Raw genomic sequence first — 25194 nt, forward strand, 5'->3', positions numbered from 1 at the left:
GTATTAATTTTTAACAGATGGTTTTTTAAGCATGACTGCCCTTGATTCTTTCAGCGTCATAATGCCGCGTTCTGTTTCTTTCTTTACTCTTATCAGCTGCCCTTCATCATCATACTCATAGAAAGTGGAGAAATTATTTTCATCCATTTCAGCCATCAGTCTGAGTGACTTATCGTCATAGGCATAGGTTTTCACGACACCGGCATACGGGAAGATGCGGATATCATCCACCAGCAATCCAGCAGCATTCAGAGACATACTAAAGGATGATGCATTCCCGATGGTAACAGTTCCTTCCATGAGCTTCCAGCCTTCTACCGCTGCCTTTTTCTGCAGGGTAATATTACCGCTGGTCGTGGATATACTGATATTAGGATTAGCGCCGGGTCCGGCATTATCTTTCACCCAAAGGGATACAACATAGTTTTTTCCCGATACTGGCTGGAATCCGGCCGGATATATGCCTACACCCAGTTTTCGCAGGAACTCTCCGCCAGTACCCCATGCGGTGTAATTACCATAGCCCGGTTGTTGTACCAGCGAGTGTGGATTGGTCACCAGTTCCAGGGATCTGTTAAGCCTGATGCAGTAGTTACCGGAGTGTGCGTCATTGTTTATCAGCGTATAGGCATTCGCAAAGGTGGGTATGCTGAAGGAATCAACATTACAGTTACTTCCGCCGGAGGTTTTCAGATAATTGTAATCTTCAAATCCATCGTAAAACACTTCGCGTTTCATACTATTGGAAGCCACGGCTACCGGTACGGCACTGTTGTAACCATACAAGGCGCTGCTGTAGCGCCCCAGCGCATCTTTATTTTCTGCTTCCTGTCCATATTTATCATAACCGGTAACAGCTCGCGTAGTGGTCCAGTTGGCAGCAGTACTGCTTTGCCAGATACCGGTTGTATTATTGCAGATCCAATACGGATTAAACATACGGTATGCACCGCTGCTTCGGATATTAAGCCCTTCTCCTTTACGCTGGAATATTCCCTGATCTTCCCGGTTTACCAGGTATGCTTTTTCTTCTGACACTCTCCAGTTACCCAATAATCCCAGGATATAGGGATTCAGCTGTCTGGCAGCAGAAACAATTCCACAGTTCAGTATATTGTCACAGATGTTTGGTCTGCCGCTGCCACAGGTATATTTCACTATTCTCATACTACCGTCGGCTCCTACAACATAGGTGTTGTATTTGGCATTGGCAGCAAACAGGGAGGCTGACTGGAAGATCGTATTCTGTTTCACCTGATTTACACTAAAGGTCATCATCTGATCCGGTGAAGCAGTATAAATCTCTGCCGCAGCTGCAGACCCACCGGCATATCCGCCGTTGGGGCCGGGCGAATTGCAAAACTCCAGCCTTAATCTGTGCTTACCTGCTGTCATATTAAGCGGCCAGATGGTCCAATAGTTGTAATCATCTACTTTAGGATTTCCTGCCCAGTTCAGCAGCAGTACATCATCTATATAAACTCTCAGGTAATTATCAATACCGAAGCCGATAGCATGCTTTCCGCTCATCGTTGTTTGAATACAGGTTTCTACACCAAACCAGGTGTTCACCGGCGCCTGCTCCACATTCTTCAGCCAGAACCTGTTATAGTTCATCCGGCCGCAGGTAGAATCATTCACTACCAAAGAGCTGAATGAAGCCATCCTTGCCGTTGCTCCGGTAGTATCTCCGCTTTTTGCCATTCGTTGAACCGGTGCGGTTTTCAGGAACTGCGTAGTACCGCCTCCGTTACTGCAGTTACCACCGTAGAAATTATCCAGCGCTGCCCAATGCCATTCATTGTTAACATCATAGAACCTTCCGCCGCTCTTGCCATACTCTGAAGATGGCAGTGGTCTTATCAGCGTCAGTGTGTCATTATTATTAACCGTTGGCAGGATGATACAGTTTTTTCCATCTCCGGCAGGTACCGATCCCGGCGGACAATCACAATCCTTCGGCGCGCCCCAGGCTTCTTCATATAATACCGTCTTTGCATCCAGCACTTTCAGCTGCTGTGTATAGGTATCATTCAATGCAAACTGGCTGCCGGCCACAGGATTGGTTAAAGTAGCTATGGTAGCGGTATTGCCGCCGGTCTGGTTTCTGTATCCTGACCGGTATACCTTCACCGGCCCATTGAAAGGCACTACATTGCCGGCGTCATCAATCAGCCTGATTTTCTGCACAGGATCTGTTTGTGTGGCAGATGAAACCACCCAGAGCCTTCTGCTCTCATTCAATGGCAGCAGCTCATCGCCAGGTGCAAGTAGTTTGTCATTGACGGTTACCACACCATTAGTAGTGTATACGTTTAGTATTGTATTGGCATTCTTAAATGCGCCAGACATACCGGTATATTTCCAGTAGGCCGGCATATTCACGGTGTATACCGGATCTTCAAACTCGTTATCGGTACTGGTTACTACCGGCTGGCCTGTTAGCCGGTCAAACACCAGGTTGGCAGCGGTAGAAGTAGATCCGTTGATAGTTTTTACCACACGATCCACAATTCCTGTCTGCTGAATAGTTTTCAGCGTGGAAGCAGAGCGGAACAACCGGTAGCTGTCATTAACGGATCTGGGCCAGTGCGGTATCGGCAATGCGCCGATAAATATAAAAGGTATAACGTCAACGCCTAAGTGAATAGATTCTCCCACATCATTGCTCTCACTCTCCCGCATGTCTGTCACCATTTCTACCTGACGCCCGAGTATATCTTCCCGGTTAATCCGTCCCTTTTCATCCACAGTTGTCACTTTGCTGCTCAGTCTTAATTTCCCGGCATCCAGCGGTTCTGTTTTGTAGTAGGTGATGGTGGAAGATATCTCTGAACCACTCTGATTGAACGTTCTTTCTGCTTTGGCTTTCCCATGCATATCATTAAGCCATACCACATATCCCTGGGACATTGCCAGCTCATACACCTGCGATCCTCCGGTGAAACTTCCCCAGCCTGAAGGTCCGTACTGGGATCTGTCAGGTTTAGCCATAGACTCCACAATTACAGGGAAGTCCTTTGCGGTATAAAATTCATACTGCGTATATCCTGTGGGAAGCGTTGTTCCCACTTTCCCGCCTTCTCCCAGCTGTTTCACCTTCACATTCCTGTAGCCTACTTGTGGCGCCGGAAACAGAGATTCACCAAAGGGTTCTTCCAGATAGAAAAAGCTGGTCAGCGCACCTCTTGACTCCTGGCTGTAAGGCACGGGCATCCTCATCGGATTCTCGTCCGCACCTACATAAGGTTCGTAGGAAGCTACCCCGCTGCTGATTTCCTTATTATCTTCCTGTGTCGTGTATTCATACTCCTGTCCGTAAACGGCTGCCGGCGCACTGGAGGCTGACATACTATTCCAGTTGTCCTCCATGCGCAGCCTTTTTACACGGGCGCCACCGCCTAACTTCTTTCCATCTCCCCTGACCATCCTCACAAAGGATTTGGTCCGTTCTACCTTGGCACAGAAGCCTAACCTGGCCGCACGTTCATAAAATGATTCCCGCAGCTCTGACAGGTTACCGATGGCATTCACCAGTGCTGACAATGCTTCCCGTATACCGGCATCATTGGAAATACGATTCTGGTAACCCGGATATGCATAGATGGGATAATCTATGCGCATTCGCTGCCAGGCGGCCATCACAAAGGGATTGGCAGAAACGCCACCTTCTGATATATCTTTGAAGGTGACATTGATCGTCCCATCCTTATTATCCTTTACTGCGGCAACCTCTGCATAACAGGAAATATTTTCAAAATATTGCGGATCTCCCAAAGAAGGTTTATCCGTAATATTTACATTCAGCCGTGCATAAAAATCATTTCTGCCATTCAGGTAATCCTGTATAAAATAGCGTGTAATAGTGCCGGCATCCCCTCTCAGCGGGCCGGGCGCTTTCAGTTTAAACCCATGCGCATCTGTCAGACTGGAAGTTTCCACACCACTTATATCTTTAATAAATGCGACTATCCCTGTCATCTCCATCGCCTTTCTGTCCTGCACATATGCGTAGTCATTTGCCTCATAATCTACTTTGATGGTACCACCGGTAGGCAATTCTATCCGGGATAAATTCCACTGACGGGCATGATGATTTGCTAAGGCTGTATCCTGTACGGTATAGGGGAATTCATCGTTGGCCATATTGCCAAAGCCCGCAGCTCCGTTGTCTGTCCAGGGTTTGTATCCACCCCAGCGGTCGGAAGACATATACTCATACCGCCCTTCATTGTTGTAGAAAAAGGTATAGGGATGATACTGGCCTCTTTCTGAACTGTTATTGGTAAACCATACATTCTTCAATGTCAGCTTACCGCCCTGGTTCAGGCTATTAGGCACGCCCTTGCACAGCATATCTGTGTCATAATTGAAGATAACTTTCTTTACCGGACGCTGCAGGTCACTTTTGGAATACAGGTGTATCTCTTTTAAACAACGTAGTTTATTCGCAGGATCTATTGTACCATTCAGGTCTTTCACACCATAGGCATCATCCCTGTCTTTGGTAATAAAGTAGGCAATCTTATTCTTCGTTTCAATAGAATGCAGGTACCATACTTCCTTATCTCCCTTTATAATACTTCCTTTGTCATCTTCCGGATCAGCCAGCAGGCCGCCGTTATACTGCGCCTTGCCCGTTGCCATAGGCGTTCTCCAGGAATAGTTTTTATCCAGTTTGGAGTAATTGAATTTAATTGCTGTTCCCAGGTCATCATCTGTAATACCATCATTGGTAACATCTACATAATCCGGACTTAATATCGCCGTCAGCAGAAACGAGGAGGCGTAACCAGGCTGCGTGGTATGCTGGTAAAATTTCTCTCTGCCATAATCATGTTTGATATTATCTCCGGTAATGGATACATCCGCGAGATTCTTTTTTTTGTTAGCCGCAGTTACTGCAGAGGAAGGGATACTGAATGAATATTCATCCTGCCTGATATTATAAACGGGCAGGCCATACACTGCTCTCTTTCCATCTGGTTCTGTAACGGTGATTTCGGATATATGATTTTTTTTCCTTGTCTCGCTGATACGATTCTGTTTTGTTACGGTAACCTGTCCGGATCCTGGTGTAAATCCGGGATTAAGGAGGCTATAGGATTCAAAACCTTTTCTTTGGCTCACCGTCGCTTCCTCTGCGGTCAGATAGCTGATGGAAGTACTGCGAATCTGCCTGCCGGTCTTTTTTAACAGGCCGGTAGCCGCCACCGCATTACCTCTTTTATCGCGCAGTTCTGCCATGGCTCTTTTGTTATTCAGGGCTACGGAAACAGGCCCTCCTTCCATGATACGCCGTGCAAACTGATTATCGTCCGGTGTCAGCTCTCCCTGCATTTTAAAATAGGCCTGTTCTTCCACCGGATTACTTTCATCCGTAGGATAATCCGACAGGGACAGGAAGTCATTCTCATTCACCCATTTTCCTGATTTGTTGGTAATGTCCTGCTGATACAATGATACACCTCCATGAAAATAAGCGCCCATACCATATTCAACGGAAAGTGATCCGCCGGAATTTTTGTCTTCCGCATAAGTATCAAACACAACGCCTGCATTACCTCTGTTTAACCGGAACTGACCGCTGCCGGCCTGGCTGGTATAGGTAAATACATCCGGCGTGGCAACCGGCACAGCCAGGTTAGGAAGATTAGGAATCACAGGATTATCTTTCTCCCGCTGAAAATCCATAATAGCCCTGGGTACGTTCTTTCCCTTGTCTGCATACAAATAACCATACGCTCCGTTGGAAATGTTATTGTCTGCCACCCGTTGTGTAGACATATACCCGGTAAATCCGAATCCGCCGAAAATACCAAAGGCCGTACCGCCGATATCAAGAGAAAAAGATTTGTTCTCGTTATAGAAACCGATATTGATTTTCGGATTGAACGGAGGGGTATTGTAGATATAGGAATTGCTGATAGCGCCCAGTCCTGCGGTATAACCGAACGGTTTGAATGATACGCCCAATGTAAGATCCTTGTAGCCCTCGCGGGTGTTATACCCCAATGTTGCGGAAGATCCTACGGCTGCTACTGTTTCACCTTTGGTTTTCATGGTAACACCCAATGATGCCCCCAGTGTAGTACTTACACCGCTGCGGGTATTGGAATTCACGCCTGCATTCAGGCCGGCGGTAAGCGGGCCTGTATTTTTCCCGCCGAGGGTAAGACCGGCGTTCAGGCCAAACTCAGCTCCCATTCCATAATAGCTGTCACTGAAAATACCAATTGAAACGCTGCCGGACAGCCCCAGTACGTTTCCTCCGAAGATCTCTGCCCTGGCAGTTCCTGTGCCTCCGTAGATATACTTGGTAGCGATGTCGCTTTCTGTATTGACAGCATCTCCGTTAAAGTCATCCGCCACCCCGCGCAGCTGCCGGTTGATAGCGCCTACATTCAGGTTCCATCCCAGGCCTACCCAGCTGGCCTCATCATCAATACCGCTTCCGGAAGAATAGTTGAGGTTCACCGGATATCCGTCTACATCCAGCAGCGGAATATTATATTTAAATGCTCCTGAGAACAAATCCACCATATCGCTGGTACCAGCCGGCGAAAACTGTGTATGTTCCGGCTGTGCAGGACCGGAAGTCAATGCCAGCGTTCTCAGTGGCAACAATGTTTCTGTTACCAGCAGAGAAAGGAAGAAGATAGCCAGCGCTTTTTTTGTTCTGATACTTTTTATGATCATAGCCCGCAGCTTATAGAATCTGATTGTTGTAAGAATGTTTTATTGAACGGAAATACCAGCCTGGTAGAAGAGAACACCCAGTCTTTATACACGAGTGACATTGTCTGTACCGGCGCCAGCGGCACTCTCGGAAAAATAACCAGGTACTCTGCGCCGTCCAGGTTACCGTTGGCAATACGTTGCGCCAGTACGGGCAGCAACGTATCCCTGTTTACTATCAGCTGGAAATTTTCTTCCACGCCATAGCTGGCCATCTGCCGGCTTCCTTTCTCTTTTACTTCTCCCGGATTAGTGGATTGTACATTAATCCGGAAGGACATTTCCGCTTCATTGCTGCCAGGCGCTTCTTTCTGACTCCGCTGATCCCAGCAGGCAGGCAGATAGGTACAACGTATCACCATCGGGCCTACACGCTTTTCCTGCGACAGGGTAGTGGTGGCATCTTTCATGAGCTGTGCCAGCTTATCCTGCCTGTTACCCGAGCAGGCGGTCAGCAGCATTGCCAGTACCAGTAAATAATTCCTCATCGCTTATATCGTTTCACTTTTATACATAAACCTCAGCTGCCTGATATTTCCGTCCGGCAGCTTTACCGTCATCTGATAGTAATAGCCATCAATGAAAGCCCTGTTCTCTGACACATCAATGGAGATATGATTGTTACCGGATTTCAGCCGGATAGCAGGCAGTTTTTTGATTTTCTGCTGCGGGTCTGTCAGACAGATAATGCTATACTGCAAAGGCGTTTCTCCATAGATACTTTTTACGGCGAACCGTATACTGCCTGTGGCCAGATAGAAGTTTCCGGCTGCCAGATCATCAATATCCCGGAAGCTCTCAGGAATACGTGATTCTGTGCTGTCTTTACATTGTACACGGAATGTCCACACCTCTGATGAAGACAACAGTACATCTCCACGATAGGCGGTTACCTGCCAGATGTATTCTTTTCCTTCCGCCAGTTCCTTTGCGGCCGGAGGGAAAAACAACATCGGCATACTGATGAACTGCTGGTTGATAAGCGGCATATTATAGCGCAATGCCTCTGCCCTGGCCTGTCCGGGTTTAACATCCGTCAGTATCAGGCGGTACTGCATACCTGGAACTGCCGGCAGCAACGGCTGCCAGAAGAACGTAGGCCGTTTGTCGCAGATAGCATCTTCATCTGCCGGAGAAGCTAATATCAAGGGAGAAAAGGGTTGCAGCATGTAATCAAAACACTGTTCCCCCATGAGGTCTGTGCTGCCGCCTTTCACAGCCGGGCTGATCTCAAAGCAATATTCATACTCTGCTTCTGTAAAGTATCCTGATTGTCTGCATACATCTGCAATCTTATTATTGCCGAATCGTATATCCGCCGCCGATACCAATCCCGGAGGCAGGGGATTCAATCCAGGGCGTAAACTGAACGGCGGTGTCTTAATCGTTACCACGGTACCGGCCTGTCTTGCTGTAACGGTCACATTCAGCACCACCATGCCGTTAGCGCTGGCAGGTCCGCCTACTCTCACCTGAAAAAGGCCGTCAATAGTACGCCCCTGTACTTCCGGTATGAAAGCAAATGATACCTGTGCATGCACTTTCCCTTGCAGCAGCAGCAAAACAAAAATTCCATATATTAATCTGCGCATATCCTATCAGTTCAATAAGTAATGTAATGACAGCTGTGTGCTGAAGTTTCCAAACAAGTAATTCTGCGCGGTATTAACCAGATGTTTACGGCAGTCTACATACACATTCATATTCAGCCGCGGCAGTAGTTCCGCGCCCATCGTCTGCCTGATACCGGCCTGTTCTACCACGCCCTTGTTACGCAGGTAGGTAAGTCCGCTGGTACAGGCAATACGTTTCAGCAGCATATAACTCCATCCGGTTTCTGCAGTCAACAGGTTACCATACAGGGCCTGGTCTTTTACATCCTTGTTATACAGGACGCTCACTGTCAGCACATGCGTGCCGATGATAAAACTCTGATTGGTATTCAGGTTCACCAGCAGGCTGCGGGACGGATATAATTCCATCTGTTGTATGCCCAGTGTAGTGTTGTTGGTTTGTGGCAGGCCACCTATCTTTCCGCTGTACTGGGAAGAAACGCTTAGCTGCCTGCTCAGATAACCCGGCTGGTCGTACTTCTGCGAGATACCTTTCATGGTCGCCTGGCTCAGGCGGGACGACAAGGTGAGATTCTTTTTCACCTTCACACGGGCATCTACGGCGAACTGCCTGTTCTTCCACCTGCTGTCTGTGATGGCGGACATACGGATATCCTGCATGTCTGCCCGGAATCCGATGGTAACCTTTCTTTTATTCCAGGACCTCCGCAGGTTAACGCCATATCGTACCGTACCTCTGGAAGAGCCGGGCGCAGCGGGGTTGCTGTATCCTAAACCAGAGTAGTTTATATAAACACGCTGCGTCAGATCCAGTGCTTTAATACTGCCGGAGTAATCAAGTCCTACGGATAATGTCTGCCAGAAATCATTCATTAATGTAAAGGCAGCTGTTTTGGACGCCAGTGCAAAATCATTGCCTGTGGCTGAATTCCGGAACTCTGTATTTGATTTTGCAATCTCGGCGGCGATAGTGCCGTATTCTCCCAGGTCTATTCTTTCGGAGAACGCGCCTACGAAAATGTTCCTGGATAACAGCTGTGAGTTAAATTCTCCTTTGTTCCTGGTGCTGGCATTCACGATGCCGGCATGACTATGTGCCGTGCTGACATCACCCTTTCCCATCTGCAGAAACTGCATGGAAAAAGAGGCCGGATCCACGCCGCTGTTTAATCCCATGTTCTTGATGTCAAGGGCATCATTCCGGTTACCCAGGCCCAGCATCAGGAACTTGTCGTTATTCAGGAAGGAGCCCTGCGCACCGCTCATGAACAGGTTTTTAGCCATGGCGCTGCCATCTCCGCCGGCGATCTTACCTATCTGTAAGCTTTTGGCGGAGAGCAGAAGTTTCTGCAGGAAGCCCATGGGAGCCAGGGCTTTGATCTGCTGCTGCTTTCCGGCCATGCTGCCGAGGTTACCACCGATGTTTTCATTCACCATTTTTTGCGCGGACATAGTTTGCTGTGCTGCCATACCTTCTCCCAGTACGGCCTTCAGCCGTAATACCTTTGAGAGATAAGTTCTGGCAGCTGCCGTTTGCGGCGACAGCAGGCTGTCGGGTGCCTGGCTGCCCAGTTGCCTTTCATCAATATTCAGGGAAGTATTATGCAGCAGCAGCTGTTTAATCTGGCTGCTGTCCAGGTAAATCAGCTGATCTGCTGATACCAGGTTATCCAGTGCGGATGAATATCCGGCAGGAAGCTGCTTCATTTCTTCACGGAGGCCATCCATTTTTTTCTCCGCAAATGACTTGAACGAAGCAGCTACGTTGATGTCCTGCAGGAAATATTTATTCAAGTCAAATGATTTGTTGACATAGCCGCTCATCCGTTCCAGGTAGGCTTCCTTGTCAAAGGACAATTTCCCCAGACCTCCGTACAGCTGGTTTTCATCAAAGGAGGAGCGGCCGGAAATATTGGAATAAACAATATTCACCGGGATGTTTCCTACCACCACGTTATCTTCCGCATGGAGCGTGAACGCTACCGGCATTAAGGCGCCGGGGGCATTATCTGTGGTGATGGCAGCTGTTGCGCCACGGAAAGTATTATCATACGCGCCCGCCTTCATCAATCCGCGGATATTACTGTTACCCTTCAGGGCATAGAACCCGCGCAGCTTCTCATCAAAGTAGCGGTTGATCCTGCTCTTGTCATTAAACAGTTCATATCCTTTCTTTACGCCCTGCAGTTGCTTTTCTCCATACACCTGCTTCACATGTGTATAGAAATCAAGCCGCGTGGCTTCATTCAGAGATGGGAAAGCGCCTTTCTTATCAGGAGCAAGTACAGCATGCAACGCGGTTGTCCGCGCATTCAGGGAATCCATTACAGCATGTTGCAGCAAGGGAGCGGTTTTCATCAGTTGCTGCCGCCCGGCGGTTATACTGCCGGATTGCGCTGCTGCCGGCGTTTGTGCATACAGCTGTAATTGCATGGTACACACCATTACTACGACAGCACATAAAGTTCTTATCATACTAGGTCAGGGAAATTAAAAGTGATAATCAAACGAATTATTGCCTGTCTTCGCAGTTATCCGGTTATACAAACAAACATAGTTACCAACATTTAGTATTAGGAATAAATTTACATTCAAATCCGCTACCGGCAATGATTACACACCATTTCCGGCACTCTTGCCTATAGCTACATTCATCTGACAGTCGTATTGGTTTTACATTACTAATTGGCCGATGGTCAAAAACCTCATTAAGCAATTTGCAAACGAAAATAATAAAGAGATTAACAAAAAAAGAAATTACTCATCACCATGATAAGCATTTTCCTGTTGTAAAATTACTCAAAAAACAATTTGAAAACACAGTAGCCATAATTTTTCCATCACAACAAAACATGCAACAGCAAAGGGTTTCACGGAACAATACATTTCCTTCATACGCATTATTACTGCGCACTTACAACCTACCAATAAATTTTTCCGTTAACCAATAAATAATACTGCGATGTTTTCTTGTCTGTTAAGATGTCTGTTTTTTCAAAAAACCCATCAGGCATAACAAACAGTTCATATCTGCCGGTACCTGCATCCATAGCCATTCCACGGCTATCATCCATAAAAAGAAAGAAACGATTGCCTGTCATAAAATAATGTTCCCCGCTGGCGCGGATACCCACCTGAAAATCGATGCAGCCATTTGCCACATCATACCGCATGATAATTTTATGATCCGGAGAAGTGGTTCCTCCCAGCTGTGGCGGAGTGCCCGGAAACAACAGCAATACATGTGTACTGTCTGCCATCAGCACATCAGATACATAGTTCCCGAACTTCGTCTGCCAAAGGGTATTACCATCTCTGTCCGTCACTACCATCGTGCTGTCATACATAATAACATAACGATGGTGCATATGGAGCATGGCAATGCGGTTATTATATGGCCGCACATCAATAGCTTTTCGCCAGCGCATCTGCAGATTGCTGTCTATACAATACAGCCATTCAACGCCCTCCTTCCGCTGTGAAGCCACCAGATTTTCTGTACGGGAAACCGGCAGCGAAAGAGTATTATGAAGATGGGATACATTGGCTTCCTCGTGCCGCCAGCTTTTTACCTGCCCGTTGCCGTTCGTATGAACCATGCTGATACCATCGTGGCTGAGCAGGGAACAGGCAATGCCATGATGTACAAGTAATGGTATAAAGTGATCGCTGTTGTCTGTCAGCTGCAGGGTATCTTCCTGTCGGGTATGAAAATGCACGCGGACAAGATAGGGAGGTTGTGTGTAGTAATACAACCAGGAGCTGTCCTGATCTATACCGAAGTAGAAAACGCCATCTTTTTTAGGCCACCGGTATTCTCCGTAATATTTTTTCTCACGGGTATTATGCACCCTGATATGACTGCCTCCGCGGCTGGACTTATCAAACACCTGACTGATCAGTACTCCGTCAGAAATGATACTCATACCATAGTGCTTTCCTGCAGATGCCAGTGTCATAGAATCATGAAAGGCGCGGAGCAGCGGAGCAGGTATTTGCAACGGGCGTTCCTGACAGCAGGTAAGTACCAGCAATGCTATCAGGCAGGGAATCATATTTTTCAAGGTATAGTATTAAGCGGGTGACAGTACAGCTACTTCCAGTCTTCGTCCTCTTTCCACGCTTCACCTCTGAAGCCCCAGTCTTCCAGCAGCATGTTATACTGCGCTGCCGGCAGCTTCCGCTGGTCATAATGACCGGCGTTGTTCTTCTGCCGCATCGCTTCATAGATACTGACGGCGCAGGCAACCGAGATATTCAGCGACCGTATGATCCCCATCTGCGGAATAATGAAATTGCCGTCAGCCAGGTTACGCATCGTTTCGCTGACACCATTCTGCTCATTACCGAAAACCAATGCCACAGAGCCGGTGAAATCAATATCATGCAGGCTCACCGCATCAGCGGAAAGGTGCGTGGTGAGGATTTTATCATATTTTTTACGCAGCGCTTCGACGCAGGCAGCCTGATTATCAAACTGGTGAAGGGTAAGCCAGCGCTCTGCACTGCTGCTGCTGCGGTGTCCCCACCTCTTACGGCGGGGCGCCATCGTACTGATGATATATATATCCTGAATACCAACAGCATCGCACGTACGTAATACCGCCGCCACATTATGCGGGTCCTGCACATCTTCCAGTACCACTGTCAGATCCGGCTGACGCCTGTTCAGGGTGGTCATCAGTCTTTCTCTTCTTTCGGGTGTCATGCTGCAAAAATAGGAATATTTCCATCATCTGCCCGGAGGGCGGTCTTTGCTGAAATTATTACTACCTTCACGCCCAAACTAAAACAAGAAGAACCTATGCTCAAAAAGATCCTCAAAATTGTGTTGATCACAATAGTGGTCTTAGTATTGGCAGCAATCGCCATCCCATATTTTTTCAAGGATAAAATTATGGCGAAGGTAAAAACAGAGCTGAACAAACGTCTTACCGCCAAAGTGGATTTTAAAGATGTGGATATCAGTCTGTTCCGCCATTTCCCCCGTATTGCCGTGGGCCTCAACGACCTGCAGGTAACGGGTACCGGCGAATTTGAAGGCGATACCCTCCTCGCGGTAAAACAGATAGATGTTGCCCTCAACATCATGAGTGTGGTGAAGGGAGATAAGATGGATATCTACAATATCGCCCTGATACAGCCACGCATACACGCTATTGTGCACAAAAACGGCGCGGCCAACTGGAACATCACCAAACCGGATACCGCCCAGGCATCTCCTGCAGATACCGCCAAAACGAAATTCGCACTCAGCCTCCAGCAATATAAAATCGAAGAAGCCTGGATCAGCTACGACGATCAGCAGGGCAATATGCAGCTGCTGGTAGATGGCCTCACCCACAAAGGTAAGGGCGATTTCACGCAGGATCAGTTTACGCTGGCTACCAGCACGGAGGCCAACGGTATCACCTTCCGCTATGGACTTATCCCCTACCTCGCCTCTGTAAAAACCCGGCTGGACGCAGATATACAAATAGATAACACCACCGGTACCTATACCCTGAAAGAAGGAAAAGCCGCCCTTAACAACCTCCAGGTGGCCCTGCAGGGCTTCTTCAAGCTGGTAAACGATTCTACCTATGGCATGGATCTCAGCTTTAAGGCCCCTTCCACCAGCTTTAAAGACCTGCTTTCCCTCGTTCCGGCTATTTACAAAGCTGATTTCGATAAGATAAAAACCAGCGGCACCGCAGCTTTTGGCGGATATGTAAAAGGAAACTACTCCCCCGTTCAGATGCCTGCCTTCGGCCTCGACCTCAACGTGAAAGATGGTTTCTTCCAGTATCCCGATCTTCCAAAACCGGTGAAAAACATCCAGATCGCCATGAAAGTGAGCAACCCGGACGGCGTACCGGATCATACCATCGTGAATATGCCTACCGGCCACCTGGAAATGGATAATACCCCGCTGGACCTGCGGCTGCTCGTTAAAACACCGGTATCAGACATGTACCTGGACGGTGCAGCTAAAGGAAAAATCGATCTCTCTAAAATCACACAGTTTGTAAAACTGGAATCCGGTACAGCCCTCTCCGGCCTCCTCGATGCCGACATCACCGCAAAAGGTAACATGAGCGCCATCGAAAAACAACAATACGATCAGTTCTATGCCGCAGGTACGCTGCAGCTCAGCGATATGCTCTACAAAAGCAAAGACTATCCTGATGGTGTAAAGGTGAAGAACCTGTTCCTGCAGTTCAACCCGAAGAATGTAACGGTAAAGGACCTCAGCGGTCAATACCTCGGTACTAACTTCCAGGCTAACGGGGAAGTGAATAACCTCCTCGCCTATATGTTTAAAAACGCTCCCCTGGACGGTAAGCTGAACTTCAAAGCAGATGAAGTAAACGTGAATAAATTCATGGGCACTACTTCAACAACTTCCACCTCCGCTACTCAGAAAACAGATACTGCGGCAGCAGCGCCATTCGCCGTTCCTGCCAACCTGAATATCAGCCTGCAGGCCGCTGTAGGTAAAGTTCTGTACGATAAGGCCGTCCTCAACGACGTGGCCGGCGCACTCCTCATCAGAGATGAAACGGTAACCATGCAGCAGCTGAAAGCCAACGCCCTCCAGGGTACCATGGAAATCAACGGCAGCTACAGCACTAAAAACAGTAAAATCAATCCGGACATCAACCTGGCGTATGATGTACAGAACCTGGATGTACAGCAGACTTTCAACACCTTCAATACCGTACAGAAACTGATGCCTATCGGTAAATTCCTCTCCGGAAAAATTACCTCCCAGCTGAAAATGCACGGTAAACTGGGCAAGGATATGAGCCCCGAACTCAGCACCCTCACCGGCGACGGTAACCTGCTGCTCATACAGGGCTTCCTGAAACAATTCGCCCCGGTAGACCAGCTGGCCAGCACACTCAACGTAGCACAGCTGAAAGATTTCTCCCTGCGCGACATTAAAAACTATTTCGCCTTTGAAAACGGCCGCGTAAAAGTTAATCCGTTCAAGGTAGTGGTAAATGGCGTCAGCATGAACATCGCCGGCTCCCACGGCTTCGACCAGTCACTCGATTATACCCTTCAACTGGCCCTGCCACGCAGCCTCATGGGCTCCGCCGGTAACAATCTGGTGAACAATCTCGCCTCACAGGCTCAAAGCAAGGGTATCCCGGTAAACATCGGTGACAGCGTTCACCTGCAGGTACTCATGGCCGGCAACATCCTCAAGCCTTCCCTGAAAACAGACCTGCGCAACAGCGCCAACAACCTGAAAAATCAGGCTACCGAACTGGTTAAGAATAAAATCGACACCGTAAAAAATACCGTTCGCGACTCCGTTAATCAGATCAAAAACAACGCTGTCAACGCCCTGAAAAATGAACTCAAAAATCAACTCAGCGGCAAAAAAGATTCTACCCCATCCAACGGTAAACCACTGGAAAACGTTGGCAAACAAGCCGGAGAATCCGTAAAAAACACTTTGAACAGCCTGTTTGGGAAGAAAAAACCGGCAGCGGATACGACTAAGCACTGATATTAATTACGAATTACGAATTGCGAATTACGAATGAGGAGCGAAGATTTAAGCGGATAAAGAATTTACTTCTTCGCTTAAATCTTCGCTCCTCATTCGTAATTCGCAATTCGTAATTCGTAATTATTCATTTCCTCTTTCCTTCTTCATCAAACATCTGCTGCAACCGCCACTCCGTATACCCCACCATATACATCGTACCTGCTACCACAGCACCCACCGTAATATACCAGAACCAGTCCGTCTGGCGGTCAAATAACAAGGCACAGCAAATACCAATAAGTAAAAGAATGAAACCAATACGGCGGGAAATGTAGGCCGCATCCTGGTTGGCAACCTGCCACATTTCAGGATTACGGGTAGAGAGGAAAGACCGGTAACCATACCACGACTTTATGCTTTTGGGGGGAAAGCGCCGCACCAGATAACCCATGAAAACAAATAATACCCCAACAAAAATTGACGCATTACAGTACGTTGATTGCACAAACCTCATGAGCAAAGGAGATTGGTTGACTTAAGTTACGGAAAAAACAAGTGCAAAAAAAATTACGAATTACGAATGGCGAATGATTTTATTATTTTTTTATTTGAGATTTTCTCTCTCATCAGTATGTCCCTGAAGTTACAGATACATACTGATGAGAGAGAAAATCTCAAATAATAAAATAATAAAATCACTCGCCATTCATCATTCGTAATTCGTAATTCGCAATTCGTAATTACCAGCTCAACTAGATCCTCCCCTGTATATCATGTTCCGGCACTGCCTGGTAATTTTCCTTCATCTTCCTCAGCTTTTCTTTACCATAGGCGAGGCGGGTGATGACTACGTATAATACCGGTACAATGAAGATGGCCAGGAAGGTAGCGGTGAACATACCGCCTAATACTGTCCAGCCCATTGTTTTACGGGCTTCAGCGCCCGCGCCGGAAGATAATACCAGCGGCATAATACCCAACAGGAAGGCCAGGGAGGTCATGATGATAGGACGCAGACGCAGTTTGGCAGCTTCTACGGCTGCGGTCACCAGATCCATGCCCCTGTCTACACGCTCTTTGGCAAATTCCACAATCAGGATGGCGTTTTTAGCCGATAACCCAATCAGCGTAATCAGACCGATCTGTGCGTATACGTTGTTGCTCAGCTTCGGCAGGAAGGTCAGCACCACAATGGCCCCGAAGGCGCCGATAGGTACTGCCAGCAGTACGGAGAACGGTACGGACCAGCTCTCGTAAAGTGCCGCCAGGAACAGGAATACAAACACGATGGATAACGCGAATATATATACGGTTTTGGAACCTGATAATATCTCCTCACGGCTCAACCCGGAGAACTCATATCCATAGCCTTCGGGCAACACCTGTGCTGCCACTTCTTTCAGCGCGTTGATGGCATCGCCGCTACTATAGCCGGGAGCAGGGTTACCGTTGATCTCTGCAGAACGGAACAGGTTGTAATGCGAAATTACCGGCGCATTTTCTATCACCTTGTAGCTCGTCAGCGCACTCAGTGGCACCATGGTACCGCTGGCATTACGCACAAAGAACTGGCTCAGGTTTTTAATATCACCGCGGTAGGTGGAGTCGGCCTGCGTTACTACACGGAAGTTTCTGCCATATACGGTAAAGTCGTTGATATAGGCGCTACCCATATACGTCTGCAGGGCGGTGGCAATATCGGATATTTTCACGCCCATCTTCTTGGCTTTCTCACGGTCTATATCCAGCTGATAGCCAGGCGTACGGGCGGTGAAGAAAGAGAAGGCACGCGCAATTTCCGGACGTTTGTTTACTTCTGCCAGGAAGTTCTGCAATACGCCTTCAAACGCTTTGATTTCGCCCGCTCCGCGCTGCTGCAGCACGAAGGAGAAACCGGCTGTCTGCCCCAGACCCGGAATTGCCGGCGGCGGAATTACAACCACGTTGGCTTCCTTGTATTTTGACAGCTTCTTCTGGATGGCGGCCACCATACCGAAGATCTGCAGAGACTCTGACTTACGCTCACTCCACGGTTTCAGCGAGCAGAAAATAGTACCGCTGTTGGATTTGGTGGAGAAGTTCACCGCATTCAGACCTCCCAGTGCCGCGTAGTGATTGATACCCGGTAAGCTGTCAAGGTCTTTCATCATCTGCGACATCAGCGCTACCGTACGCTCTGTGGAAGAGGATTCCGGCAGGTCGAAGGTGATGATGACACGGCCCTCGTCTTCTGTCGGGATAAATCCGGTAGGCTTGGATTTGAATAACATCATCGTACCAACGAAAATGCAGAGCAGGATCACTATCGCAAAGCGGGAATAACGAATGCTCTTCTTCACCCCCATGGAATAACGGGAAGTAGTATGCCCGAACCAGCGGTTGAATTTATAGAAGAACTTGTTCAGCCCCCTGGATTCTTTGCTGAGGTGCATCGGCTTCAGCAGCATCATACACAACGCCGGCGTCAGTGACAGCGCCACAAAAGCGGAGATCAGCACGGAGATAGCGATGGTGATGGCAAACTGCTGATACAGCCGGCCTACGATACCGGGGATGAAACCTACCGGTACAAACACTGCCGCGAGGATGAGCGCTATTGCGATCACCGGCCCGGAAATCTCTTTCATGGCCTGTATGGTGGCGTCCTTCGGCGACATCTTCTCATGATCTATGTTATGCTGCACCGCTTCCACCACCACAATGGCGTCATCCACCACGATACCGATCGCCAGTACAAAACCGAAGAGGGTGAGGGTGTTGATCGTAAAGCCAAGTGGTATGAAGAAGATAAAGGTGGCGATGATAGACACCGGAATAGCCAGAATAGGAATGATGGTGGCGCGCCAGCTCTGCAGGAACAGGAATACCACAATTACCACCAGTATCAGCGCTTCCAGCAGGGTATGCACTACCTCTTCGATAGATACCTTCACGACGGAAACCGATTCAAAAGGCACTACATAATCCACATCGCTGGGGAACTGTTTCTTCAGCTGCTCCACCGCTTCGGTAACATTGGCGGCTGTTTCCAGCGCATTGCTGCCGGGAGCCTGATATACGAGCAGGTAGGATGCGCGTTTGCCATCCACGAAGTTGTTACCGGCATAGTTGAATTTACCCAGCGCTACGCGGGCCACATCTTTCAGGTATACCAGCGATCCGTCTGACGGGCGTGTTTTCACTACTATCTTCTCAAATTCTTCTGCAGTAGTCAGACGCCCTTTGGTGAAGATGTTATATTCGAAGGTCTGGCCTGTCTGCTGCGGTGGCGCACCCACCGTACCTGCGGTGATCTGCGCATTCTGTTCTGCCAGCGCGGCACGTATATCTTCTGCGGTAACGCCCATTTCAGCCAGCTTATCCGGTTTCAGCCAGATACGCATACTGAAGTCGTCTGCACGGGTGAAGATGTCACCTACGCCTTTGGCACGCAGCAAGGCATCTTTCACATATACGTTCACGTAGTTATCCAGGAAGGTAATATCGTGTGTGCCTTTGGGAGAATAGAGTGCCACCAGCATCAGGATGCTGGGATTACGCTTTCTTACGGTTAAGCCTAAACGCTGTACTTCCTGCGGCAGGGTGGGCTGCGCAATACCTACACGGTTCTGTACATCCAGCGCAGCGATGTTGATATCGGTACCCACTTCGAAGTTTACCGTCATGCTCATCTGTCCGCTGCTGGTGTTGTTGGTGGAGATGTAGGTCATACCCGGCGTACCGTTTACCTGCACTTCCACGGGTGTGGCTACTGTCTGCTCTACGGTCTGTGCATCCGCACCGATGTAGGTACCTGTCACCTGTACGGTGGGCGGCGAGATCTCCGGATATTGCCCTACGGGCAGGGTCATCATCGCCAGTATCCCCACCAGCACCAGTACAATAGAGATCACTATTGCGGTGACTGGTCTTTTTATAAAAGTATCTGCAATCATGAGTTTCTGCTGTTGATTCTACTAATAAACTATTTCTTCGCCGGGCCGCCTTGCTGGGCTGCTGCCGGTATTCCTATCTGGATCTTGCCACCGTCGCGCAGACGCTGGAAGCCTTCAACGATCACTTTATCTCCAGCCTGTATACCATCCATGATCACGATCCTGTCGCCGATCTTTGGTCCGAGATGCACTTTCTGCTGCGCTGCCACACTATCTTTCGCCAGGAACACAAAGAACTCGCCCATCTGCTCTGTGATGGCCTTGTAAGGGATAATCAGGCGTTCGCCGGACTGCTCATTCAGTACGCGCAGTACGCAGCTCATACCGTCTTTCAGCCTGTCCTCCGGATTATTGAATTCTATTCTCACCCGGATGGTACCCGTCTGGTTATCCACGCCACGATCGATTGCCAGTATTTTACCGCCCTGATTATAGGCTGTTCCGTCTGATAACTGCAGGCGGAAGGTAGAATCTCCGGCAGCGATGCTCTTGCCCTGCAGTGCAGCGAATCTTGGAATTTCTGATTCCGGTACTACAAAGTCTACGGCAATGGGATTTTCACTGGAGATGGTATTGAGCAGGGTGGTCCCCGGACTCACCTGTGCGCCCAGTCTCACCTGTGAAATACCAATGCGGCCGGTAAAAGGCGCTTTGATGAGGGAGTAATCGAGATCAGTGCGTACGGCGGCCAGGTTCGCTTCTGCTGCGGCGAGCGTGCTGCGGGTGGTTTCCAGCGCCGCTTCTGCATTATCCAGTATCTGACGGGCTACCGCATCCTGCTCTGCCAGTCTTTTATAACGTTCGTCGTCTTTTTTCGCCTTATTGTAGTTAGCCCTGGCACTTGCGATGCTGGCTTCCGCCTGGCGGTAGGCCGCTTCATATTTACGGCGGTCTATTTCATACAGGGGCTTGCCCTTCTGTACTACTTCTCCCTCTTTAAAAAAGATGCCCGTGATAAAACCTGCTACCTGCGAACGCAGCTCTACGTTGTTCAGGGCGGTGACGGTGGCGGGATATTTGTCGTAATAAACGGCCGGCGCCACGGATGCCTCCGTAATATTTACCGGTGTAGGGGGCATAACAGGCGCGCTCTTCTGGGCAGGGCCCTTGCATGCTGTGAATCCCAGCATGCCGGCAGCACTGATTAAGACAAAGTGGTTCATTTTTTTCATATCCGATCCGGTTACCATTTAATTGTTAGCTGTTAAGGTTCCTAATGCTTTCTGCAGATCTATCCTGCTGGATAATACCTGGTACATAGCATTGTAATAACTCAGCTGCGCAGTACGCAGCTCTGTTTCTGAAATCAATACATCCAGATAGGTTTTGATACCTTCCTTGTATTGCAACTGCAACAGGTTATACACTTCCTGGGCGGTCTGCATATTCTCTTTCAGGGTCGTATAGTCGTTGAGGTTACTTTTATAGGTAGCCATCGCCTGCATGTACTGGGTATTGATCTGGTTGCGCATGGTGGAGAAATCCCATTCGGTACGCTGCAGCTGCAGCTCCGCCATTTTGATGTTATGCACACGCTTGCCACCCTGGAAGATAGGCAGTGATAACTTCAGGCCCAGCAGGGAATTAGGATAGTTATGACTGTATAACTGACCAAATTCCGGATTCTGGTAAGCAAAGGAGTAGTTGATAAAAGCAGACAGGGTAGGCAGATAACTCCATTTGTTATACTGCAGGTTAGCTTTCAGCAGGCGCTGCTGGGTCTGCAGTTGCTGATACTCTATCCTGTTCTGGTAGTTGCCGGTCAGCAGCGTATCCTGCCCGGTAACCTGCTGCGCCAGCTGCGTAGTATCGTTAACGATAGGTACATTGCCGGCATTGGTAGGATAGCCCATCAGCTGCTGCAGGTATGCCTGTTTGGCGTTGAGCAGTTCGCGGGCAGACTTCTGCTGGGCTCGCGCATTGTTCAGGGAGATGCCTGCACGTTTGTAGTCAATCTTATCAACCGTACCACTCTGATACTGGTTGAAAGCATCTTTCTGACTACGTTCCAGCCGGATAATATCTTCATCCAGCACGTTGATCTGCTGGGTGGTCAGCAGAATGTCATAATACGCTTTGCTGACATCTGCAATAACATCTATCTGTGTACGCAGGGTGTTCTGCTGGCTCTGTTTTCGTACATCCCTTGCCGTATTGGAGGCCAGCAGCAGATCTCTGGTGAAGATGTTCTGGTTAAGGCCAAATAAGGCAGTGGAAGTATTGGCAACCCCTACTTTGGTAGGGTTTCCACCGAAGATGGAAGTAGGCAGCTCCAGGTAATGCTGGAGATTGAAATCCAGGTTAATCTGCGGATACCAGTCTGCCAGCTTGCTCTTCACTGTTCTGTCAGTAATGGATTCATCTATGCGCGACTGCTTCAGCTGGGGCTGATGAGCCAGGGCATAGCGGATACAATCCTGCAGCGTGGCGCTGGTTAAAACGGAATCAGGCTGCTGTTGTGCAAATATGCGGGGCGATAGTAACAATCCGCATATAACAGCTAAAAAGTAAACGGCTCTTTTCATAAAAGGCTTTTGACATTCAGTTCATCATTGTACCAATCAAAAACATACCTGCAGATTATCTATGAAGACAATCGGCCATATGCTCTGTTATTTTCATTGCAGACATGCGTAAATCACGTCCAGGATTAGGCTCAGTAAAAGTTTACAGTCCTGAACAGACATGTTATTGGTTGTTGCGGGTTCATAACGGCTGATACCTGGAATAAATTTTCCAAGGCGGGTTCACCGGTTGAACAACAACAGTTAACAGCGAAGTAGGTAGAAGTAGGTAAAATTGAGGCGCTAAGATAATGTTATGTTAATAAAAAATCCACCTTGCGGTGGATTTTAACAATTACTTGAAAATTGGTTCCGGTCATCCTTTATTACGACCGCTGAAAATATGTTTTTCTGCATGATAGGAAGATCTTACTAACGGACCCGCCTCAACGTAGTCAAGTCCCATGTTATATCCTATCTCGCGTAATTCGGCAAATTCATCAGGATGTACAAAGCGTACCACCGGCAGATGTTTAGGTGTAGGCTGCAGGTACTGGCCCAATGTAACCACATCGCAACCATTATCGTACAGGTCCTGCATTGCCTGGATCACTTCTTCCTTGGTTTCGCCCAGGCCCAGCATGATACCGCTTTTGGTGCGCATGCCACCTTCTTTCAGACGGCGGATGACTTCCAGGCTGCGGTGATATTTGGCCTGAATTCTCACCTGTTTGGTTAAGCGTTCCACTGTTTCCAGGTTATGGGAAACAATTTCAGGTGCGGCGTCAATGATACGCTGGAGGTTTTCCCACTGTCCGCGGAAATCCGGGATGAGGGTTTCCATGGTAGTTTCCGGGTTCAGTGCACGCACCGCATTGATGGTATTGGCCCAGATGATGGAGCCGCCATCCTTCAGTTCGTCCCTGTCTACGGAGGTAATGACCGCATGTTTTACCTTCATGAGGTAGATGGCTTCTGCCACACGCTGCGGTTCATCATGGTCTGCAGGCTCCGGACGGCCGGTTGCCACGGCGCAAAAGCCGCAGCTGCGGGTACAGATATTGCCCAGGATCATGAAGGTAGCGGTGCCGGCGCCCCAGCATTCGCCCATGTTCGGGCAGTTACCGCTTTCGCAGATAGTGTGTAATTTATGGGTATCTACCAGGTTTCTTACCTGCTTGTAGTTTTCGCCTATAGGTAATTTGACGCGCAGCCAGTCAGGCTTCTTCACTCTTGTGGTGGCCGGTTCAGCGGCTATAACGGGTAGTTCTTGCATCGCTCTTTCCTTTCTTTAAAAAAACAAAGTTAACACTTATCTCTTATTCCAGCGCTTCCCGAATTGAATACCGATATATGCATTAAAAAAGAACTGTTTATTCTCGTTGGTAGCCATGATTTCTATCTTTTTGCTGTACATTTCAGCATTTACGCCTACTTCCAGGGCGCTCACCACCTCGTTGAAATGCGCCCAGTCGAACCGCATCCCCAGTTTGGCATGCAATCCGGGCACAAAGCTCAGGTCGCCCCAGCCCTTACCAAAGCCAGCCGCACCGATTATTTTGTCTTCCGACAGGAAATTGCCGGGGGCGGCAGGGTTATATTTAATTTCTTCTACCTGTCCGGATGCCCCTTCCACGTTCAGGTAGTAAGGTTTCAGCAGCCCTGCGGAGATACCTCCGTAATAGATGGCATTCACCTCTACCCCGTTTTTATTGCCTTTGCCGCCTATCAGGTAACGCTGACCTATGCCCAGCTTAGCCTGGTAGAAATTATTGACCTTCCCGAAAATGAACGGGCGTTCGCTGAACGACCAGCCGCCACCGCCGCTGCTCTGGCGTTTATACTCCCGGTGGTCTTTCTTTTCGGAAAATTCAAACTGGAAATAATTTACTTTCTTCCGGGTTTTGCGGTAGCCCAACTCCACAAAGCCTGTCCAGCCGTCGGTATTCAGACGGGCGCCCACCGAAAAGTCACGCTGGAAAACATTTTCTCCCTCTTCCTGTTCACGGAAAATGGCGATCTTCTTCAGCTTGCGCTGCTCCTTCTCGCTTTTCTTTGATGGCCGGGGCAGATTATTGTTCTGGGCAAACAGGCCTCCGGATAATGTCGCTAAAAACAGGATTAAGTATAATTTTTTCACAGTGATGGGCTTATTAATAATAAATAAACGCTTGAATAAAGCTATTGTTATGTTAATATTACAAACGTACCTAATTTTTTTATACCCCGCCAGCCTCCCATTCAACATCTGTTAAAAATACCATTAATTTACATCTGAATTAATTACCGTCATCATACTTAATAAATAAAAATATCATGCAAACAGCGGAAATAATCTATTCCGGCGAACTCAGAACAACCGCCACCCACCTGCAGTCAGGCTCCGTGATCGAAACAGATGCGCCGGTAGACAATAACGGTAAAGGAGAAAGGTTTTCCCCTACCGACCTGGTAGCTACCGCACTCGGCTCCTGCATGCTCACCATCATGGGTATCAAAGCCCGGGATAACAACTGGAACATCGAAGGCACCAAAGTAAGCATCAAAAAAATAATGGGTACCGACCCCCGCCGCATCACCGGCATCAACGTCGTATTCGACTTCCCCGCCGGCCATCACCTCGGCGACAAGGAAAGAACCATCCTGGAAAGAGCCGCACATACCTGCCCGGTAGCGTATAGCGTGCATCCGGATATTAAGCAGGATATTACTTTTAACTGGTAATTACGAATTGCGAATTACGAATTACGAATGTAAGCGCGTAGATTAAAACGAAGAGGAAAGGTGATAACTATTAAATATCACCTTTCCTCTTCGTTTTAATCTACGCGCTTACATTCGTAATTCGCAATTCGTAATCATTGGTGTCCGGTAAAAATCAGACCTACTACAAGAAAAAAGGGGGCAGTTGCCCCCTTTTTTTGGTAGATTTAAGTTACCACACTTTAAAATACCATGAA

At 48.4% G+C, this 25194-nt stretch carries 14 protein-coding genes; 2 read left to right on the plus strand and 12 right to left on the minus strand.

Features of this window, described 5'->3' with window-relative positions; all coding sequences use genetic code 11:
- Window positions 1-3 precede the first annotated feature (3 nt).
- The 6 genes from GWG06_RS29010 to GWG06_RS29035 all read right to left on the minus strand — a co-directional run bounded on the left by GWG06_RS29010 (window position 4) and on the right by GWG06_RS29035 (window position 13020).
- Entirely contained in the window at window positions 4-6699 is a 6696-nt protein-coding gene (locus GWG06_RS29010) for a hypothetical protein (RefSeq protein WP_160717996.1), read from the minus strand.
- The gene (locus GWG06_RS29015; RefSeq protein ID WP_160717997.1) at window positions 6696-7226 is read right to left on the minus strand and encodes a hypothetical protein; all 531 of its coding nucleotides are present in this window, start codon (window positions 7224-7226) and stop codon (window positions 6696-6698) included. The genes GWG06_RS29010 and GWG06_RS29015 overlap by 4 nt, the downstream gene beginning before the upstream one ends.
- A 3-nt stretch (window positions 7227-7229) precedes the next feature.
- A complete protein-coding gene (locus GWG06_RS29020; RefSeq protein WP_160717998.1) occupies window positions 7230-8330 on the minus strand; it encodes a DUF928 domain-containing protein in 1101 nt (366 codons plus the stop codon).
- 6 nt (window positions 8331-8336) lie between these two features.
- Complete coding sequence (locus GWG06_RS29025; RefSeq protein ID WP_160717999.1) at window positions 8337-10787, minus strand: hypothetical protein; 2451 nt, start codon at window positions 10785-10787, stop codon at window positions 8337-8339.
- Between the two features lie 446 nt (window positions 10788-11233).
- Window positions 11234-12376, minus strand: coding sequence for a hypothetical protein (locus tag GWG06_RS29030; RefSeq protein ID WP_160718000.1), 1143 nt, complete (start codon window positions 12374-12376; stop codon window positions 11234-11236).
- 29 nt (window positions 12377-12405) lie between these two features.
- Window positions 12406-13020 (minus strand): TrmH family RNA methyltransferase, encoded by a 615-nt coding sequence (locus GWG06_RS29035; protein ID WP_160718001.1) that lies wholly within the window; start codon window positions 13018-13020, stop codon window positions 12406-12408.
- A 189-nt stretch (window positions 13021-13209) separates the two neighbouring features.
- On the opposite strand from GWG06_RS29035, the gene GWG06_RS29040 reads away from it, so the two are divergent.
- Window positions 13210-15813, plus strand: coding sequence for an AsmA-like C-terminal region-containing protein (locus GWG06_RS29040; protein WP_160718002.1), 2604 nt, complete (start codon window positions 13210-13212; stop codon window positions 15811-15813).
- Window positions 15814-15940: 127 nt separating this feature from the next.
- On the opposite strand, the gene GWG06_RS29045 is transcribed toward GWG06_RS29040, so the two are convergent.
- The 6 genes from GWG06_RS29045 to GWG06_RS29070 form a co-directional block, all read right to left on the minus strand.
- Window positions 15941-16246 (minus strand): SdpI family protein, encoded by a 306-nt coding sequence (locus GWG06_RS29045; RefSeq protein ID WP_160718003.1) that lies wholly within the window; start codon window positions 16244-16246, stop codon window positions 15941-15943.
- Window positions 16247-16547: 301 nt separating this feature from the next.
- The gene (locus GWG06_RS29050) at window positions 16548-19730 is read right to left on the minus strand and encodes an efflux RND transporter permease subunit (RefSeq protein WP_160718004.1); all 3183 of its coding nucleotides are present in this window, start codon (window positions 19728-19730) and stop codon (window positions 16548-16550) included.
- A 29-nt stretch (window positions 19731-19759) separates the two neighbouring features.
- Window positions 19760-20902 (minus strand): efflux RND transporter periplasmic adaptor subunit, encoded by a 1143-nt coding sequence (locus tag GWG06_RS29055; protein WP_127038043.1) that lies wholly within the window; start codon window positions 20900-20902, stop codon window positions 19760-19762.
- An 18-nt stretch (window positions 20903-20920) separates the two neighbouring features.
- Window positions 20921-22255, minus strand: a complete 1335-nt coding sequence (locus GWG06_RS29060; protein WP_160718005.1) for a TolC family protein — start codon at window positions 22253-22255, stop codon at window positions 20921-20923.
- 355 nt (window positions 22256-22610) lie between these two features.
- The gene (lipA, locus tag GWG06_RS29065; RefSeq protein ID WP_127038039.1) at window positions 22611-23510 is read right to left on the minus strand and encodes a lipoyl synthase; all 900 of its coding nucleotides are present in this window, start codon (window positions 23508-23510) and stop codon (window positions 22611-22613) included.
- A 36-nt stretch (window positions 23511-23546) separates the two neighbouring features.
- Window positions 23547-24374, minus strand: coding sequence for a hypothetical protein (locus tag GWG06_RS29070; protein WP_127038037.1), 828 nt, complete (start codon window positions 24372-24374; stop codon window positions 23547-23549).
- A gap of 176 nt (window positions 24375-24550) precedes the next feature.
- Between GWG06_RS29070 and GWG06_RS29075 the strand changes: the two genes are divergently transcribed.
- Window positions 24551-24958, plus strand: coding sequence for an OsmC family protein (locus GWG06_RS29075; RefSeq protein WP_160718006.1), 408 nt, complete (start codon window positions 24551-24553; stop codon window positions 24956-24958).
- The last annotated feature ends 236 nt before the right edge of the window (window positions 24959-25194 follow it).

The organism is Chitinophaga solisilvae (genome assembly GCF_009928525.1).
Classification (GTDB): domain Bacteria; phylum Bacteroidota; class Bacteroidia; order Chitinophagales; family Chitinophagaceae; genus Chitinophaga; species Chitinophaga solisilvae.

Bases quoted from the DNA above. Each gene is read 5' to 3' on its own strand.
- GWG06_RS29055 (WP_127038043.1), bottom strand. From the start codon at position 20,902: ATGAAAAAAATGAACCACTTTGTCTTAATCAGTGCTGCCGGCATGCTG.
- GWG06_RS29075 (WP_160718006.1), top strand. From the start codon at position 24,551: ATGCAAACAGCGGAAATAATCTATTCCGGCGAACTCAGAACAACCGCC.
- GWG06_RS29015 (WP_160717997.1), bottom strand. From the start codon at position 7,226: ATGAGGAATTATTTACTGGTACTGGCAATGCTGCTGACCGCCTGCTCG.
- lipA (WP_127038039.1), bottom strand. From the start codon at position 23,510: ATGCAAGAACTACCCGTTATAGCCGCTGAACCGGCCACCACAAGAGTG.
- GWG06_RS29020 (WP_160717998.1), bottom strand. From the start codon at position 8,330: ATGCGCAGATTAATATATGGAATTTTTGTTTTGCTGCTGCTGCAAGGG.
- GWG06_RS29040 (WP_160718002.1), top strand. From the start codon at position 13,210: ATGGCGAAGGTAAAAACAGAGCTGAACAAACGTCTTACCGCCAAAGTG.
- GWG06_RS29010 (WP_160717996.1), bottom strand. From the start codon at position 6,699: ATGATCATAAAAAGTATCAGAACAAAAAAAGCGCTGGCTATCTTCTTC.
- GWG06_RS29045 (WP_160718003.1), bottom strand. From the start codon at position 16,246: ATGGGTTATCTGGTGCGGCGCTTTCCCCCCAAAAGCATAAAGTCGTGG.
- GWG06_RS29050 (WP_160718004.1), bottom strand. From the start codon at position 19,730: ATGATTGCAGATACTTTTATAAAAAGACCAGTCACCGCAATAGTGATC.
- GWG06_RS29035 (WP_160718001.1), bottom strand. From the start codon at position 13,020: ATGACACCCGAAAGAAGAGAAAGACTGATGACCACCCTGAACAGGCGT.
- GWG06_RS29060 (WP_160718005.1), bottom strand. From the start codon at position 22,255: ATGAAAAGAGCCGTTTACTTTTTAGCTGTTATATGCGGATTGTTACTA.
- GWG06_RS29025 (WP_160717999.1), bottom strand. From the start codon at position 10,787: ATGATAAGAACTTTATGTGCTGTCGTAGTAATGGTGTGTACCATGCAA.